Raw genomic sequence first — 17,141 nt, forward strand, 5'->3', positions numbered from 1 at the left:
CGAGGATGGGCAACGATAACGCGTCGGCATGTCCCGCCGCTGTCACGCCGTGCCGGCTTCCAGCGTGCTGAGGATGGGGCAGTCGGGCCGGTCGTCGCCGTGGCAGCTCGTCACCAGCGCCTGCAGCGTCGCCTTCATCGCGTTCAGCTCGGCCAGCTTGGCTTCCAGCTCGGCCAGGTGGGCCTGCGCCAGCGCGCGCACCTCGCGGCTGGGGCGGTCGCGGTCCTGCCACAGGCTCAGCAGCGTGCGGATCTGCTCCAGCGAGAAGCCGAGGTCGCGCGAATGGCGGATGAAGCGCAGCAGGTGCACCTCGCGCGGCCCGTAGACGCGGTAGCCGGCGTCGGTGCGCGGCGGCGCGGCGAACAGGCCCAGGCTTTCGTAGTGCCGCACCATCTTGGCCGACATGCCGGCCGCGCGGGCGGCGTCGCCGATGTTCATGCCGCCTCTCCCCGCGCGGTGCCGCGCCAGCGCCGCAGCGTCAGCGCATTGGCCACGACGCTGACGCTGCTGAAGGCCATGGCCGCGCCGGCGATGACCGGGTTCAGCAGCCCGAACGCCGCCAGCGGAATGCCCACCACGTTGTACGCGAACGCCCAGAACAGGCCCTGCCGGATCTTGGCGTAGGTGCGGCGCGAGATGTCCAGCGCGTCGGCCACCAGGCGCGGGTCGCCGCGCATCAGCGTGACGCCGGCGGCCTCGGTCGCCACGTCGGCGCCGCCGGCCATCGCGAAGCCCACCGACGCGGCGGCCAGCGCCGGGCCGTCGTTGAGGCCGTCGCCGACGAAGGCGACCACGGCGCCGGCCTCGTCGCGCAGCTGCTGCACGGCGGCGGCCTTGTCCGCGGGCAGTACCTCGGCACGCACATCGGCGATGCCCAGCTGCCGCGCCACCCCCAGCGCCGCGCCGCGGCTGTCGCCGGTCAGCATGACCGTGCGGATGCCGCGCGCCTGCAGCTCCGCGATGGCCGTGGCGGCCGTGTCCTTCACGCGGTCGCCGAAGGCCAGCAGGCCCAGCGGCTCGGCACCGTCCATCAGCCAGGACACGGTGTGGCCGTCGGCCTCCAGCTGCTGCGCGCGGGCCGCCAGTTCAGGGGACTGGACGCCCAGCTCCTGCGCCAGCCGCGCGCTGCCCAGCGACAGCGTGCGGCCCTGCACCACGGCCTGCACGCCGCGGCCCGGCAGCGCGCCGGCCTGCTCGGCCGGCAGCGCGGGCAGGTCTTTCGCCGCGTTCAGCACCGCCACGGCCAGCGGGTGGCTGCTGCTGCGCTGCAGCGCGGCGGCCAGCTGCAGCAGCCCGTCGCGCGTGCCGCCCTTCACCGGCACGGCCTCCACCAGCGCGGGCTGGCCCACGGTCAGCGTGCCGGTCTTGTCGAACGCGACGACGCTGACGGCATGCGCCAGCTCCAGCGCCTCGGCGTCCTTGATGAGGATGCCCTGCCGCGCCGCCACGCCGGTGCCCGCCATCAGCGTGGTGGGCGTGGCCAGGCCCAGCGCGCAGGGGCAGGCGATGACGAGCACCGCCACCGCGTTGACCAGCGCCTGCTCCACATCGCCCGCATGCAGCCACCAGCCCGCAAACGTCAGCGCCGCCAGCGCCAGCACCACCGGCACGAAGACGGCGCTGACGCGGTCCACGATGCGCTGGATGGGCGCCTTGGCGGCCTGCGCCGATTCGACGAGCCGGATGATGCGGGCCAGCGAGGTCTCGGCGCCCACGGCCGTCGTGCGCACCGTCAGCGCGCCCTCGGCGTTGATGGCGCCGCCCGTCACGCGCTCGCCGGGCGCCTTGGCCACGGGCAGGCTCTCGCCGGTCAGCAGCGACTCGTCCACATGGCTGCGGCCCGACACGATCTCGCCGTCCACCGGGATGCGGTCGCCGGGGCGCACGGCCACGAGGTCGCCCACGCGCACGTCGGCCACGGGCAACTCCACCTCGGCACCATCGCGCAGCACGCGGGCCGTCGTGGGCCGCAGCGCGTTCAGGGCGCGGATGGCATCGGTCGTCTGCCGCTTGGCGCGCTGCTCCAGCCACTTGCCCAGCAGCACCAGCGTGATGACGGCGGCCGACGCCTCGAAGTACAGGTGGGCGTGGCCCGGGTGCGTCAGCAGCAGCCACAGCGACAGCCCGTAGGCCGCCGACGTGCCCAGCGCCACCAGCAGGTCCATGTTGCCGCTGCCCGCGCGCACCGCCTGCCAGCCGGCGCGGTAGAAGCGCGCACCGAGGATGAACTGCACCGGCGTGGCCAGCAGCAGTTGCCAGCCGCCGGGCAGCATCCAGGTGATGTCGAACAGGCCCAGCGCCATCGGCAGCATCAGCGGCAGCGTCAGCACCGCGCCCACGGCCACGGGCCACCAGCCGGGCAGGCCGGCCGCCGCGGGTGCTGGCGGCGGCGCGTTCTGCTCGACGACGGTGGCCGGGTACCCCGCTTTGGCCAGCGCCGCCGCCAGCGCGGCCGCGGGCACGTTGGGCAGCGCCTTCACCGAGGCCTTCTCGGTGGCCAGGTTCACGCTGGCCGCCTGCACGCCGGGCACGGCCTGCAAGGCCCTCTCGACGCGGCGCACGCAGGAGGCGCAGCTCATGCCGCTGACCTGCAGCGTGACGTCGGCGAGCGCGGTGGAAGAAGAGGTGATGGTGTTCATGGCGGCATGCTCAACCTTGCCATGATGGCAAGGTCAAGTGCTGCCTGCGCTGATGGCGGTCAAAGCTTGCCGGCATCAGAGTTTCCACTGTGCTGTGATGCGTGTCGGAGAAAAAGGGCCAAAGCCATGACGGCGGCGGCGCACAAGCATGCTGGTGCGGCCCGTAAGGCGCTACGGGACCATGCGTACACCGACCAGGGTCAGCACAACTGCTGGTGGCGCTACTGCCGGCGCGTTCAACAGCTCGGCACGGAGGTGATGCCCAAAACGCAGGCGGTCTGACCGAGCGTTACTCTGTCGAGAAACCGCCAATTCAATCAGCTACTTGGAGAGTGTTGTATTGGGATGCGTCACCCGTCGCCGTGGATGATCTGCAGTTGGGTGACGTGTGCAATGTAGCGACCAACTTGCTGGTTATCAGGTTCGATCATGCGCCAGTATTCAAGCTGTCCCCTGAGCCGAAGCAGGTACTTTGCGTCCGAAGACTTCAGCTTCGCTTTGTGGCTCAAGTAACCAAAGCGTTCAATGAAGTGCATTAGGTGCGCGAGGTGGCGCCGTCGGCCTTTTGGCAGGCGCGGTGTTCCTGAGGCGATGTTCACTCCGGTGACAACTTTGGAGGTTGCCGACGGCCTAGCTAGACGAGTCTTCTTTCGATTCAATGCAAAGCCGGACTGACTTACGACAGATTCAACTAGAGGAAGCAGCGAGGGTGGTATGTACGCACCCGAAAAGCACATGTCATCGGCGTAACGGGTATAGGCGAGCCCAAAGCTGGAGGCTATCGAAGACAATCTATTGTCCAGAGTTCGACAGAGCGCGTTACTCAAATAAGGACTGGCTGGGCTACCTTGCGGCAAGTGGCCGTTGAGCGTGCAGAGCGAAGCAAGCGCAACAGAAACTTCGTAGTTGTAGCCCAGTGATGCAAACCACCCGACCAATCGCTTCTTTGATATTGAAGGAAAGAAGTCCTTGATATCCACGATGAGTACGTGGGACGCCTCGCCAAGATGTGGCTGTACGTTTGAAAGGATAGAGGTGCCAGCCTTGTAGGCGGTCGCTGCTGGATGTGAAGCCAGTCTGCTAACAATTTGATGCGCGATCCATCGTTGACATTCCTTGAGTGAAGGGTAGGGTGAAGAGATTTCTCTCAAGCCACCCGACCTCTTTGGAATTCGAAAGGTCCGATAGAAGTAGCTCGGCGCGCATGTCGCGCGGCCTAGGAAGTGTGGCGTTCGTCCCAGCAGTTCACAGAGGTGACGAAAGTCGAAGATTACGGGTACGCCTTTCTTGACCAGAGGCTTGATGTAGGAAACGTATTCCTTCGAAAGCTCAGGACGGATTCCCCGTGATCGGAAATGGGACTTCCACTCGTTCAGAGTAGGGAGTCTCTCAAGGGTGTCAGCCGCGCGATCCACAGAGCAAACCTTCTCGGTTTCATTCCTGACAACGACCAAGGGTCGTTGTCGCTTGCCGTCTATCCCAGAGGAAACGGCGTTTGCGCCGGTTCCGACAGGGATAGACGGTGCGATGCGTTGCTTGCAACGCGTCGCAGGGTCAGAGCTTCGCAGAAGCTATGACCCTTTAGGCCATAAGAAGCCTCAACATTGAGCGGCAACACGCCGTCATTCTGGATCGGCGCGACTGACGTTGCGAGTGTATAGGCTGCGTTGGGTTGCGCGTAAGAAGCGCCCGTGGTCTGGTAGGTAGAGCGAGCTCACCGGGAGCCTCGGCACATTGACTTCGGCTCTGAACGCCGCGCCTTGATATGTCCCAAGCTCCCGTACAGTTTGTAGAAGTTGATGCGAACCGTCAGCTGTCAAAGCCAGGTGGATGCCGTCTCGAGTAAGCAAACCGCGCTCTTGTAGCGCAACAAGCGTCGTTACAAAGCGCGGTAGATCCCAAGCCAACGCTGATCTTAGACGCACGACAGTATTTGAGTCTGCGTTGCGAAGACATTGCAGCAGGCTTCGTTCGTCCGAGGAAAGATGGGCTGGCACAGCTTTATTCCGAAGAAGCAGCTAGAGGGCGCGTGGAAGGAGTGGACGGCGATCTAGGTCTCCAACGCGCTGAGGCCACCAGAAAATTGGGAAGACATTGTTGGGGCAACTTCCAGTGTGTCTGGAGTACAGGGCCTCGGAGGCGGCGTATCCCAATGACGGCATCATCTCGTCCGCGAAGTGTGGCGCCAGTTGAGACTCAAGATCGTTCATTAATAAGTACTCGTTCGCTGCTGTGACGCAATCCGAGTAATCTTTGATTCCTTTCTTTAGGGCATAGCAGACGTTGAGCGAATCGAAGTTGTGTTCAATGGCGCGCAAGCCCTGCGTCATGCCAGCAATCGCAATACCATGAATAGAAGGCGGCGTAAGCTGCTTATCAAGGAACATGCGCCGCAGAGTTCGGACGCGTCCTTCAAAGGATTTTCCTGATCCAATGAACTCGTCAACCAGTAAAACGCAACTACAGGATTTTTCCTTTGCAGCTACGTCGTAACGATTTAGAGATCTGACCTTGTAGCGCCCTATTGCTGCAAGTGAGCTGACTAGGTCGTAGAGAACGCGCTGGGCGCTATCTTTATGACGATCTGCCGTCGTGGCGCACAGGACTGTTGTGGTTAGATCAAATGTCTCGTCGATGAAATGCGCCATGTCTAGTAGCGACTGCTCATACTGCTCCACCGAAAGGAAGGTGAAGCGTTCTAGCAGGCTGGCGATGAGAGCTGGGCCTTGTGCCACTCTGGCTTGCTCTGCTTCCTCAAGTAAAGCCACAAGTGAAGTTACACGTCGACTAGAACTACCTATCCATGGAAAATCGAGAGCGATTTCTTGAGCAAGGCGTTCGGCTGACACGATGTTTTCGCTTGGTTCTACTTGAGTTGCAAATTTTCTATGCTGAATAACTCATGCCGTCGTCGTTTAACCGAGGCCACTTAGCTCTACATAAGTTGTTGTCGAGCAATGAAGATTCGGTTGGTGGCAGACATTGCGTGGGCATTGAATTGAAGTGAAGTGAAAAGCGGTAGGCATTACTGCGACTTTGCCAGTCGGTCGAAGCGGGCACAACGGTGGAAACTCCGCGCGCAACCTAGCAACCTGCCTGCTGCAACAGTCACGCCCGTAGTCGCCGAGTTCGCCCATTCATCCGACGCGCACCGCCAGCCGCGCCTTCTCGATGGCGGCCAGCAGCGCCTCCTCGGAGAACGGCTTGCCCAGCAGCTGGGTCACGCCCGCCGCGCGGGCCTGCTCCTGCTTGTCGTCGGACGACGTGATCATCAGCACCGGCAGCTCGGCCGTGGCCGGTGCGGCGCGCACCTGGCGCGTCAGCTCGAAGCCGTCGATGCCGGGCATCTCGACGTCGGTGATCAGCACATGCGGGCGCTCGGCGGCCAGCAGCTCCAGCGCCTGCTCGCCGCTCTCGGCCAGCGCGACGCGGTAGGTCTGCGCGGCCAGCAGCCGGCTGAGCTTGACGCGCACGATCTTGGAGTCGTCGGCCACCAGCACCAGCGTCTCGTCGGCGCGCAGCTCGCGGGTGGGCTGGGCCGCGGCCGCAGCGGCGGCATTTGCGGCGGCGTTCGCGGCGGCTTCCTCGGCCTGGCGGGCGGCTTCGGCGGCCGCTTCGCGTTCGGCACGTTCGCGGGCTTCGGCGGCGAGGCGGGCGGCTTCGGCTTCCGCGGCGGCGCGGGCAGCCTCGGCGGCAGCGGCTTCGCGCTGGGCCTGTTCCCGCGCGGCGGCCTCGGCGGCTTCACGCTCGGCCTGCTCGCGGGCCTGTTGTTCTGCGGCTTCGGCGGCGGCCCGGGCGCGGGCTGCTTCCTCCTCGGCGGCGCGGCGGGCCTCGGCCTGCGCGGCCAGGCGGGCGGCTTCCGCAGCTTCAGCGGCTTCACGCGCGGCCCGCTCGGCGGCCTCGCGCTCGGCCTGTTCGCGGGCGGCGGCCTCTGCTGCTTCACGCTCGCGCGCTTCGGCAGCCAGGCGAGCGGCTTCGGCCGCCTCGGCTTCGCGGGCCGCGGCCTGTTCGGCGGCTTCGCGCTCGGCGCGTTCACGGGCCTCGCGCTCGGCTTGCTCGCGCGCCCGGGCGGCTTCGGCGGCCTGCTCGACTTGTTCGATCCGCTGGTGGACCTGGCCGCCGGCCAGGCGGGCGGCTTCGCCCTCGGCGATGCGGCGGGTGATGTCGGCGACGTCGCGCTCGGCGTCGCTGGCCTCCCGGGCCTCGTCGGCCAGGCGGCGCGCCTCGGCCGCGGCGGCCAGCGGCGGCTCGGTGGGCGGGGCGTCGCGTTCGGCGGCCAGGCGCTGCGCGCGGGCGACGTGCTCCGCCTGCTCCAGCGCGGCGCGCTGGGCCTCGCGGTGTTCGGCAGCGTCGCGGGCACGCTGCTGGCGCCGACGGCCCAGCCACACCAGCCACACGACGGTCACCGCGACTGCGGCGGCCAGGATCCAGATCAACAGCTCATTCATGGTTGGAGGGACCGCTCGACATCGCGGTCAGCAGACGCCATCTTGGCGCCCAAGCGTGGCAGCTTAACGAAGGCCCGGGGGTCTTGCCTTCGTCATGCCGCCTCGCCGGCAGTTTTGCTCAGTTTCTTGGTGGATTCAGGGGGCGGCGACGTGAGGCAGCGCCTGCAGCTCGAAGGCGATGCGCGCCCAGCGGCCATGGCCGTCCAGCGCCGTCAACGCGTGGGCGCCGGGCTGGCGCAGCGTCAGCGTCTGCACGCCGCCGGCGGCCTCGCTGCTGCCGGCGAGCTGGCCGTCCAGCAGCCAGCTCACGCCCTGCTGCGCGCCGATGGCCTGCAGCCGCAGCGTCACGTCGCGCTGGCCTGGCGTGGGGCGCAGCACGGTGCCGGGCTCCAGGCCGACGATGCGCAGCGCCTGCGCCGACGGCGTGCGCGGCGCGCAGCCGGGCGCCCAGGGCAGGCGCTCGGCGGGGTCCAGCAGCGCGGCGTCGAGGAAGGGGCCCAGCAGCGTGGGCCAGCGCACGGCTTCGGTGCGCGCGGCGTCGGGCGCGCAGTCGGGGCGCACGCGCTGGCCGTGCTGCGTCCACACGGCCTGCACGAGGCCGCCGGGCTGCAGCCGGTCGGGCAGCGTGGGCGGCACGGCGCCGTCCAGCGTCCAGGCGGTGCGGCGTTGCAGGCAGTGTTCGGGGGGCGTGGCGGCCTCGGCCGTGCCCAGCGGCCAGCAGATGGGCACGGCGTGCACGCTGTCGGGCTGGCGGCGCGGGGCCAGTTGTTGCCGGGCTTCGTCGGGGCCCAGCGCGGCGGCGATGTCGCGCAGCAGCGGGGCCGACGTGTTGGCGCCGAAGTGGCCGGGGTTGGGCGTGCCGTCGGGCCGGCCCACCCAGACGCCGAAGGTGTAGCGGTCCGTCACGCCCAGCGCCCACGCGTCGCGGAAGCCGAAGCTGGTGCCGGTCTTCCACGCGACGCGCTGGTTGCCCTCGCGGAACGGGCTGCCGGGGCGGCCGCCGTTCTCCAGGATCTCGCGCACGATGAAGGCGGCGCCCTCGCTCATCAGCCGCGTCTCCTGCACGGGCTCGCCCGGCGTGAGTCGGGGCTTGCCGGCGAGGCCGCTGCGGGCCAGCGCCGTGTAGGCGCCGACGAGTTCTTCCAGCGATGTGCTGCCGCCGCCCAGGATGAGGCTGAGGTTGGGCGCCGCGTTGGCCGGCATGCGCAGCCGCAGCCCCGCGTGGCGCAGCCGGCCGGCAAAGCGCTCGGCGCCCAGGCGCTCCAGCAGGTCCACGGCGGGCACGTTCAGCGAGCGCTGCAGCGCCTCGGCCACGCTGACGGGGCCGGAGAAGTCGGCCTGGAAGTTGCCCGGCGCGTAACCGCCGAAGTTCTGCGGCGCGTCGATGAGCAGGCTCTCGGAGTGGATCAGTCCTTCGTCCAGCGCCATCGCGTACAGGAAGGGCTTGAGCGTGGAGCCGGGCGAGCGGTGGGCGCGCACCATGTCCACGTGCGCGCCGCGGCGCGTGTCGGTGAAGTCGGCCGAGCCGGCGTAGCCGCGCACTTCCAGCGTGCGGTTGTCCACCACCAGCGCGGCCATCGAGTTGGCGTCGGGCAGCGTGTTGAGGCGGTCGGCCAGCAGCTGCTCCAGCCGCGCCTGCAGGCCGGCGTCCAGCGTCGTCTGGATGACGGCCTCGGCACGGCCGGCGCGGCGGGCCTGCTGGCGCAGCCGCTCGGCGGCCAGCGGCGCCAGCCAGCGCGCGCGCAGCGGCGGCGCGAAGACGCGCTCCAGCTTGGCGTCGGCCACGTCGGCGGCGCTCCACACGCCCAGCGTCTGCATGCGCGTGAGCACCTTGTCGCGTGCGGCCTGGGCGGCCGCGACGGCGCGGTCGGGCCGCAACCGCGTGGGCGACTGCGGCAGCGCGACGAGCAGCGCGGCCTCGGCCTGCGACAGCTCGGCCGCGCCCTTGCCGAGGTAGGCGCGCGCGGCCGTCTCCACGCCCTCCAGCGGGCCGCCCATGGGCGCGAGGTTGAGGTACAGCGACAGGATCTCGTGCTTGCTGAGGTGCAGCTCCAGCTGCAGCGCGCGCGCGATCTGCCTCAGCTTGGCCGGCACGCTGCGGCCGGCGGCGCGCTCGTCCACGAGGCGCGCCACCTGCATCGTCAGCGTGGACCCGCCCGACACGATGCGCCCGTGCCGCGCCCACTGCCACGCGGCGCGGGCCAATGCGACGGGGTTGACGCCTGGGTGCCAGCGGAACCAGCGGTCCTCGTAGTGCAGCAGCGCGGCCAGGTAGCGCGGCGACACGGCCTCGGGCGTCGTCGGGTGGCGCTGCGCGCCGTCGTCGCTGGCCCAGCTGCGCAACGGCGTGCCGTCGGCGGCCAGCACGGTCAGCGTGGGCGAGGTGGCCGTGGGCTGGGGCAGTGGGCAGACGAAGTCCAGCGCGAGCACGGCCAGCAGCGCGGCGGCCAGGCCCAGCTCGAAGCGGCGCAGGCGGCTGCGGGCCACGGCGCGCGCAGGCTCAGCGCGGGCTGGACGCCGCGCGCGCGCTGCGCACCGCCTGCAGCTCGGCCTTCAGCCACTGGGCGCTCTCCACCGGCGCCTTGCCCGCGCAGCGCACGAGGTAGGGCTTGCCGCTCATGCTGCTGCCGGACGCGCCCTGCTCGATGAACTGCTCGGCGGTCTTCACGAGGTCTTTGCCTTCGAGGTAATCCAGCTTCTTCAGCAGGTGCGCCCGGGCGTCGGCGCCGGCATACCAGCTGCCGTTGCGGTTGAACTCGCAGCCGGAGGATTGCAGGCGGGTCAGCAGCGCGTCGACCTCGGCGCGGGAGGCGGGGGGCAGCGGGGCGCCGGTGGCCACGGGGGCGAGCAGGAACAACACGAGGGACGTGAGGACGGTGCGCATGGCCGGATGCTACGAGGCCTTGCCGGTAGCTCGCCGCGCGGCCGCGGGCGCTGTACATGCCGGCGCTGGTGGCGCCGCGTCACAACCCGGCGGTGAAGCTGTTCGGTGAGCGGCTCAGGGCCCGCGGTCTGGCACCCAAGGCGGTGGTGGGGGCGTGCATGCACAAGCTGGCGATGCTGGTGTTCGGGGTGCTGAAGTCGGGCAGGCCGTTTGACCTCAAATTGGCCCTCCAAGGGGTTGACGATCAAGACGGTATCTGACCCCGATCCTTCCGATTCTTTCTGACCCCGATCCTTCTGCGACCTGACCGACTCCCCCGGCCCTGCGGCGGCCACGCTGGGGCGTGGCGCACCTTCGGGTCAGCCCTGGCGCCTGCCCGGGCTGCCTGCTGTCCTGCCGGCAGCGGCTCCGACCCATCCCCCCGCCCTTCCCGGGGAAGGGAGCGAGTCGCCCTCTGCCGTCACCGGGGCCTGCCACTTCGTCTGCAAGCCCCGCCGAACGGCGAGCGTCGGGTGTTGCGCCGCCGCGTCAAGGCCGAGCCCTTCGGGTGGCCTGGACGCTGCTGCTCACCACCGGTCCTGGCAGCGGCTGTTTGTGCTCATTTCTCGGGCTCAATCCTTCCGCCCAATAAGACGGCGACACCAATACTCAACAAACCGATTGCTACGGCAGCAAGCGTCTGTTTGGCAGTTAGCCCATACAAGATGAATCCGTATATTCCGCCGCCTGTGATGCCAGCCCCTATCAGCATCAGCCCTTTAGCAAGCATGCGCTTTCCAGTCTGTTGGCTCATAGCGGCCAACCAAAAGGCTCTGGCTCGGCTGAGTCCTGGCACTCGGACTTGAACTCAATTTTCACGTCGCACTCCTTCGCGCAAAATTGAACTCCGAGAAGCTCGGACACTGTCAATGATGTTTTAGATGACATCACCGATTTCGTCAGCCCGCCGACTTTAGGACCAATAGACATGGCCAATTTCCCGGCGCCACCTCCTAGCAAAAGCCCGCCGCCGGTCTTAAGCGCAAAGCAAGCCGTAAAGCAAGCTGCCGGGCTAGCCTTGCGCACTGGAAGGATTCCACCAGCGCATTCCCCGGTCACACAAATTGGCTTATTCGGGTCTTCGGTCGGATGGGGGCGGCATATGCCGGATGCGTCAGCCAAACCTCCAGGACCACACATTGTGTCCAACCCCCTGGGGTCTACGTTGGACACTGGATTTCCGCTCACGTAGGCGTAGGTGTTAATGCCACCTTTCAGCCCGATGGGGTCACTTTGAACGTAGCTCCGCTCAGGCACCCATGCCGTAGTTACAGGCGTTTTTGAGGCGTGACGCGGGATTGCAGAGCAAGGAAGAGGCACTCCCTGGGGTCGGCACAAATTTTTCTAGAGGCGCATTTTCGAAACTGCACAGGCTCACGGCACAAAGATTCTTGAGCGAATCGCGTCTAGCTCCTCCGTTAGTTCGGCCTTGTTTTCGCCGTTCATCCCGCTGATATCAACCCTCTCGGTAAATTTTTGCAACAACGGTGTGGCATTTTGCCAGAAATTAAACCTATTAGATGTCGCATCCAAGAAAGCGCCGAGCAATACGCCAAAACGCTCTTCATCAATGTCGTCGCGAAAAAGAAACTCCGCAAAACCAAGGCCGTAATAGCCAAGCACCGAATCTGGCATTGCACCCAGGTCAAGGCATCTAATTAAATAGTTATCCTCCAGAAGCGAGAAAATGTCCTCTTTGGTTTTGCCAAGGAACAATTCCATGACAGAGGCAAGGTCCGGGTCAGAATTGGGGTCGCCCCACAGTTCTGGAGCTGGCGGCAAAGGCGAATTCTCGCTTACTTGCATTGCTGACAATCCCAAGAGTTGGCCAAGATTCGCTCTAACCGCTTGATTGCCTTCGTGAGCGAGCGAATATCTCCTTCGTGATTCTTAGGCCAATATCGGTCATCCCATTCCTGACGCATATCTCTACATTGCTTCAGCCATTCAATTTCGTTGCGTTTGTCCTGGCAGTGGTCACCTGTCGGCGGCGGCGGATTGTTGCAGATATTTTTGTATCGACGATATTCTGTTTCTTTGGCGAACTCGTCTTTTCCTTCCACCGGAACCGAGAATATTAGGTTGTTCAACCACTCACCGGCAGCACGACCACCCCAAGCTCCAACCCGACCGCCAACAATTGCGCCCGGAACGCCGCCACCGGCAGGGAAAATGGCTTCGCCAACAACCACGCCGCCCGCTCGACCCGCCCAGCCACCTGCAAAGCCACCAACGTCGCCAAGGAAACTTAGGCCTTGGGGGTCCACATAACTGAGCGGATTTCCCCCCACGTACGCATACGTGTTGATGCCGCCGTTGAGCCCGATGGGGTCACTTTGAACATACCGCCCAGCGGTCGGATCGTAGTCCCGGAAGTGGTTGTAGAACCGCCCCCCAAAAGCCTCGTACTGCTGCCCTGGGAAGCGCAAGTTGAACTTCAGCGCCGGCCGTGCCGCCGTGGGTTGCTCTTCCGCAGGGCTGGCGCCAAACGGCTCTCCCAGCCAACGCCAGCGCAGCGCCCCACCGGGCTCCAGCAGCATGCGCGGCGTGTTCAGGTGGTCGGTGTGGATGGCGTAGGCCGCGAACTCATTGCCACCCAGATTGATGGCCACCACCGGAATGTCGCCCAGCCAGATGTACTCGTAGATCGGCGAGCCATCGACCTTGTACTCACCGATGAGGTGGTTCTCCAGGTCGTAGGCGTACAGCGTGATGGCTCGCGGGTTGGTTGGGCTGCCCGTCCACTGGCTGCGCCAGACGCGCCGGCCCATGGCGTCGTAGCCGAACTCCACGCCCGCCGCGCTGCCTTGCGCCATGCTCGCCAGGCGGCCTTCGAGGCTGTAGGTGGCGGTGTAGTTGGCACCCGACCCTGACTGCGTGTCGCTGAGCGTCGTGCCGTCCGGGTTGTAGGCCATGCTGCGCGCCGGGTTGGTCAGCGCATCGAGGCGGTTGCTGGTGGCCGCGACGGTGTAGCCCCGAGCCACGGAGCCTGCCGCGGAGGCCTTGCGGTTGCCGTTGGCGTCGTAGGTGTAGCTCCAGTTGGTGGCGGCGGTGACGTTGGTCAGCCGGCCGAGTTCGTCGTAGCTGAACGCCTGGTCGTAGTTGGGTGCGGGCTGCGCGGTGGCGGCGGCGTAGTGGGTGTAGCGGCTGATGCGGTCGGCATCGTCGTAGGTGATGTCGCGCACCAGGTTGCCCAGCGAATGACGCACGAGCCGGCCGTTCGTGTCGTAGACCCGCTGGTGAGCCCGCGGCGTCGAACCCGGGAAGCTCCAGACCCAGCTCTCGGGCTGGCCATTGGCGTTCATGACGATCTGGTCGATGAACGGGGTGAGCGGCGGCTCCTTGTTGATGGAGCGCACCTGCCCGTTGACCCGCACGAAGTTGATGACGCGGCCCGACGGGTACGTCATTGAGGTGATGTTGCCCGCGGCGTCGTAGGCGTAGCTCACCGTGCGGGTGCCACCCACGGACGTGGCCTGCGACGTGCCGACGACGCGGCCCAGCGCGTCGTAGCGGAAGGTCGTGTTGGCGTCCGCCGTGGCGGCGGTGGTCAGGCGGCCAATGCCGGCTCCGAAGCTCGTGCCCGTCTGGTCATACGTCCACGAGACCGAACGGTTGGTCGCTCCCGCCTTGCTGTAGACGACGTATTTGATGCGGCTGAGTTCGTCATAGCCGTAGCTGGCCAGGACGCCCCGCGCATCGGTGCGGGTCTTGAGGTTGCCGGCTGCGTCGTAGGTGCTGGCCGTGATGCCGGTGTCGGGGCTGGTGAGTTGCCTGACGTCGCCCAACCCTGTCGGCTGGTACTGGGTGGCGAGGGCGCGCGGATCGGTGACGGAAGTGAGTTGGTCCAGCAGGTCATAGCTGAACTGCGTCACGCCGGCCTTGGCGTCGGTGGTGCTGGTGCGCCGGCTGAGGGAGTCGTAGGCGTGCCGCGTGGACAGGGCCCGCGTGGCCGGTGCCACGACGGTCTTGGTCGGGTTGCCTTCGGCGTCGTACTCGTACTGGGTGACGGGCGCAGGCGAGACGGGCGGCGGCGGCAGGGTCTGCGCATGGGCCAGGCCGGCGGCCGCCAGCAGCAGCGCGACGGTTTGTGCGCGGGCGACGCCGGCCCCTGCTGTTGCCGCAGCGCTGTTCGGTGTCTTGTGCTTCACGGTCACTCCCTGCCCGTGACTTGTTGAATGCGGCCCAGCGCATCCGGCACGCGCGTGAGCGTGCGGGCCAGCTTGCCGCCGGGGTCGGTGACGGTCTCGCCGGTGCGGTTGCCGCTGTTGTCCAGTGTGTAGCTGACCTTGTTGCCCAGGTTGTCGGTGACGGCGATGAGCCGGTGCGCGTCGTCGTAGTCGTAGCTGACGAAGGTGGCGTCGGGCAGCGTCACCTTCTTGAGCAGTCCGGTGGGCCAGTAGTCGTAGCTGGTGGTGAGCCCGGCCGTCGTGGTGGTCTTGAGCCGCTGGCGCAGGTCAAAGGTGCGCGTGGTGGCGACGCCATTGGCATCCAGCATCTCCAGCCATTGGCCCGCCGGGTTGTACTTGGTGTAGCGGGTCACATGGTTGGCCGCGTTGGTGACCTTCTCCAGGTCGCCCTTGGTGTAGTCCGCCGTGGTGCTGGCGTAGTAGCTGTAGCTGGTCACCTTGTTGAGCGGGTCCGTGGCTGTCAGCACTTGGCCGTACTGGTTGTACGTCCACTGCTGCACTCGGGTGGGCACTTCGCTCGTCGGCGCCAGGACGGCAGAGAAGCCGAGCGCGCCGTTGGCATCGGTGGTGGCCTGCTCGACTTGTTTGCACAGCACGACGATGGGGCTGCCGTCGGGCAAGGTGGCGTTGCTGGGCGCACACGAGGCGGCGGCGCCACCATTGAAAGGGTCGGGTTGGCCGTTGTAGACCTTGGTGGTCAAGCGGCGAGGTTCTGCCACCTTGGTTTCAAGACGCCACATCGGATGCCACTGCTTGCTGATGCGGCGCGCATTGGCATGCAACGCCGCGCCTGTGGTCAGTACCGAATCGCAGGAGCTACCTGTCGCCAAACCCTCTACTCGACTGGTTTCAAGATTTCGGTTCAGGTCATGGACATAGCAGGCGCGATAGCCCTTGAAGTCTTCCATCCACGCAACGTTGCCGTTGGCATCGTAGTCCTGCTGACGGACGCTCTCCGAGCAACCCGCACCGGACGGCTGCGACTGCGACGTCAGCCTGTTGACGCCCTGCACGGACTTGAACGACAGCGTCGACTCACTGCCGTTGGGGCTGACAAGCTTCGCCTCCTGCGGAGGCGTCCAAGTGCAAGTTCGATAGATCACTTCTCTCGCTTCATCGAACTGGTCGATGCACGAGTTGGACGGTGCGACCCCATAGCTGGTCGAGAAGGAGCCAGCGGACGCAGACGTTGTTGAGACTGCGTTCTTTGATGCAGTGTCGTACGCGTAGGTCCCGAGCCTCTGGGCTGATTCGTCAGTCAGTCCTGTCAGTGCCCAAGGAAGAGTTGGCTCTTCATAGTGGAAACGTCGCTCCGTGGCGTCCGGCCAGTGAATCGCGGAAAGATTGGAATTCTCATAGGCAAGGTTTGTGACCTGCTGATCAGGCCCAACCATGCTGGATATAAAACCTTGAGCGTTGTACTTAAAGGAAATCGTTCTGCCGAAGTGATCGAACACCGAGACAAGCAATCCTCGCCTCGGTGCAATGTCAACCGGCGTGGATTCGTCGCTGTACTTCAGCGCCAAACCACCGCCACCAGCGTAATTGACGTACCCAAGCAAATGCGATTCGACATCACCAAAGGCTGCCGTTCGCGGCAAATAGGTTTCAACATAGCCATTGCCGTCGTCGAAATGAAGCCAGTATCCATACCAATCGCTGGACTGCGCCCATAATTTCTTATTGACAGACTTTTCAGAACCGTACGTATAGCTTGCGATGGCGGCATATATTTCCGCAACACCCGGCTGAAAACTGATCATCGACGGCAGCGCACCTCGCCATGAGTTCTTGCCGAGTTGCAGCGATCTTTGAATGTTCAACCCCCAGACCTTGCCAACAAGGGTTTGCTCCGTACGAGTGTAGGGAAAGGAGTCGGATGTGGTCGTCGAACTGGCCAATGGTGACGTTCGCATCTCGGAGCGTGTGTCGTACTGAAGCGCCAACTGCAGCCCTGCAACGCTTACTCCGAGAGGCTGCGTTTGCGTCTTCATTCCTGCCCCGGGGTGAATGGGGTTTCCTTTTGCAGGACAGTGTTTCGGGACGTCGGAAAGCTTCTCGACAATTGGATAGCACCCCTGCTTACTTTGTCCCTTTACATAGGCCGTATTGGGCGGACAAGTGGTCAGGCTAAGGTACCAAGAGTCTCCCTCACAACCCCAAACTCCCGAGCCCGGGCGGGTCTCGCGATAGTTGTCGCACATATATCCCGCCTGGATGCTGGTGGTGCCGCTACTTCCACACTCGACGCGGAGTCGCCATTCCACGCTGTCAGTTGCATGCTTTTTAACGAAATCAACGCAGAAATCTCGCGCACTCTCATTTGCGCTCAATCCAACAATGACCGTGTGATGCCATGTCACACGTCCCCCACCATAATCCATGGGAGAGTGTTTTCGATCTTCGTAATAGTATGCGTTGGCGCCTTTTGCCAACATCCCCATCGCGACAGCAATAAATAGAAATTTTATAAAAATGCGAAAACTCAAGGTGCACTCCTATTGGTGCTGCAAGGAGTGCTGCTCGTGCAACTAAACCTTAGCATATCAGCGGACCATATCTTATCTGCCGTGACGCTATTGTGAGAAGCGCCGAGGGAAAGCGGTATAAGTTACGTTGAGGTTAGGGATGGCCGTGAATCTGCCCCGCCGGCAGTTGGGAAGACGCCATTACTCTGGATTCAGGGCATGTCATGCCCGCTACATGGTCAGCGGGTTGACCCGGTAGTCGGAGCAGGTTTCGAGCTTGGCCGCCGCCCACCTCCGATGTAGCCCTCGCTGGTACACAGGCTCCGAGCGGAAGGTCTGTCTGGCCGATTGAGGGCTGACGGAGAAGTTTCGGCCGCGGTACGCGCATACGGCTTGATCCATGGCGGCTTCCATCGAAGCTCCTGGGTCGACAGTCAGGTCTTGAATCTAAGACCCATCCAATAGATCTCCGC

At 65.2% G+C, this 17,141-nt stretch carries 11 protein-coding genes and 1 pseudogene; 1 reads left to right on the forward strand and 11 read right to left on the reverse strand.

Translation table 11 applies throughout. The annotated features are described in order from the left end of the window. Positions 1 to 42: 42 nt before the first annotated feature. The 7 genes from cueR to ACG04Q_RS17915 form a co-directional block, all read right to left on the reverse strand. Positions 43 to 438: a Cu(I)-responsive transcriptional regulator gene (gene cueR / locus ACG04Q_RS17885; protein ID WP_394512468.1), complete on the reverse strand. Its 396-nt coding sequence runs from the start codon at positions 436 to 438 to the stop codon at positions 43 to 45. Beyond that, positions 435 to 2,639, reverse strand: coding sequence for a heavy metal translocating P-type ATPase (locus ACG04Q_RS17890; protein ID WP_394512469.1), 2,205 nt, complete (start codon positions 2,637 to 2,639; stop codon positions 435 to 437). The genes cueR and ACG04Q_RS17890 overlap by 4 nt, the downstream gene beginning before the upstream one ends. 350 nt (positions 2,640 to 2,989) lie before the next feature. Then, positions 2,990 to 4,054 (reverse strand): reverse transcriptase domain-containing protein, encoded by a 1,065-nt coding sequence (locus ACG04Q_RS17895; RefSeq protein WP_394512594.1) that lies wholly within the window; start codon positions 4,052 to 4,054, stop codon positions 2,990 to 2,992. 603 nt (positions 4,055 to 4,657) lie between these two features. After that, the gene (locus tag ACG04Q_RS17900; protein WP_394512470.1) at positions 4,658 to 5,488 is read right to left on the reverse strand and encodes a phosphoribosyltransferase-like protein; all 831 of its coding nucleotides are present in this window, start codon (positions 5,486 to 5,488) and stop codon (positions 4,658 to 4,660) included. Positions 5,489 to 5,776: 288 nt separating this feature from the next. After that, positions 5,777 to 7,087, reverse strand: a complete 1,311-nt coding sequence (locus ACG04Q_RS17905; RefSeq protein ID WP_394512471.1) for a response regulator — start codon at positions 7,085 to 7,087, stop codon at positions 5,777 to 5,779. Positions 7,088 to 7,222: 135 nt separating this feature from the next. Beyond that, positions 7,223 to 9,574: a penicillin-binding protein 1C gene (gene pbpC, locus ACG04Q_RS17910; protein WP_394512472.1), complete on the reverse strand. Its 2,352-nt coding sequence runs from the start codon at positions 9,572 to 9,574 to the stop codon at positions 7,223 to 7,225. Between the two features lie 13 nt (positions 9,575 to 9,587). Further along, complete coding sequence (locus ACG04Q_RS17915) at positions 9,588 to 9,971, reverse strand: YfeK family protein (RefSeq protein WP_394512473.1); 384 nt, start codon at positions 9,969 to 9,971, stop codon at positions 9,588 to 9,590. Positions 9,972 to 10,024: 53 nt separating this feature from the next. On the opposite strand from ACG04Q_RS17915, the pseudogene ACG04Q_RS17920 reads away from it, so the two are divergent. Then, positions 10,025 to 10,231: pseudogene (locus tag ACG04Q_RS17920) on the forward strand (IS110 family RNA-guided transposase); the annotation flags it as partial. A 529-nt stretch (positions 10,232 to 10,760) separates the two neighbouring features. Here ACG04Q_RS17920 and ACG04Q_RS17925 read toward each other — a convergent pair. From ACG04Q_RS17925 to ACG04Q_RS17940, 4 genes are read right to left on the reverse strand one after another with little or no spacing between them, the layout of a single operon-like run. Continuing rightward, positions 10,761 to 11,330: an RHS repeat-associated core domain-containing protein gene (locus ACG04Q_RS17925; protein ID WP_394512476.1), complete on the reverse strand. Its 570-nt coding sequence runs from the start codon at positions 11,328 to 11,330 to the stop codon at positions 10,761 to 10,763. A gap of 54 nt (positions 11,331 to 11,384) precedes the next feature. Then, positions 11,385 to 11,816 (reverse strand): hypothetical protein, encoded by a 432-nt coding sequence (locus tag ACG04Q_RS17930; protein ID WP_394512477.1) that lies wholly within the window; start codon positions 11,814 to 11,816, stop codon positions 11,385 to 11,387. Continuing rightward, entirely contained in the window at positions 11,807 to 14,161 is a 2,355-nt protein-coding gene (locus ACG04Q_RS17935; RefSeq protein WP_394512478.1) for an RHS repeat domain-containing protein, read from the reverse strand. The genes ACG04Q_RS17930 and ACG04Q_RS17935 overlap by 10 nt, the downstream gene beginning before the upstream one ends. Positions 14,162 to 14,163: 2 nt before the next feature. Continuing rightward, positions 14,164 to 16,689: a hypothetical protein gene (locus ACG04Q_RS17940; protein WP_394512480.1), complete on the reverse strand. Its 2,526-nt coding sequence runs from the start codon at positions 16,687 to 16,689 to the stop codon at positions 14,164 to 14,166. Positions 16,690 to 17,141 lie beyond the last annotated feature (452 nt).

Origin of the sequence: Pelomonas lactea, assembly GCF_043555885.1 — a bacterium.
Taxonomy (GTDB): Bacteria; Pseudomonadota; Gammaproteobacteria; order Burkholderiales; family Burkholderiaceae_C; genus Pelomonas; species Pelomonas lactea.

Coding starts and splice junctions, on each gene's coding strand:
- cueR (WP_394512468.1), bottom strand. CDS start 438: ATGAACATCGGCGACGCCGCCCGCGCGGCCGGCATGTCGGCCAAGATG.
- ACG04Q_RS17890 (WP_394512469.1), bottom strand. CDS start 2,639: ATGAACACCATCACCTCTTCTTCCACCGCGCTCGCCGACGTCACGCTG.
- ACG04Q_RS17905 (WP_394512471.1), bottom strand. CDS start 7,087: ATGAATGAGCTGTTGATCTGGATCCTGGCCGCCGCAGTCGCGGTGACC.
- ACG04Q_RS17915 (WP_394512473.1), bottom strand. CDS start 9,971: ATGCGCACCGTCCTCACGTCCCTCGTGTTGTTCCTGCTCGCCCCCGTG.
- ACG04Q_RS17930 (WP_394512477.1), bottom strand. CDS start 11,816: ATGCAAGTAAGCGAGAATTCGCCTTTGCCGCCAGCTCCAGAACTGTGG.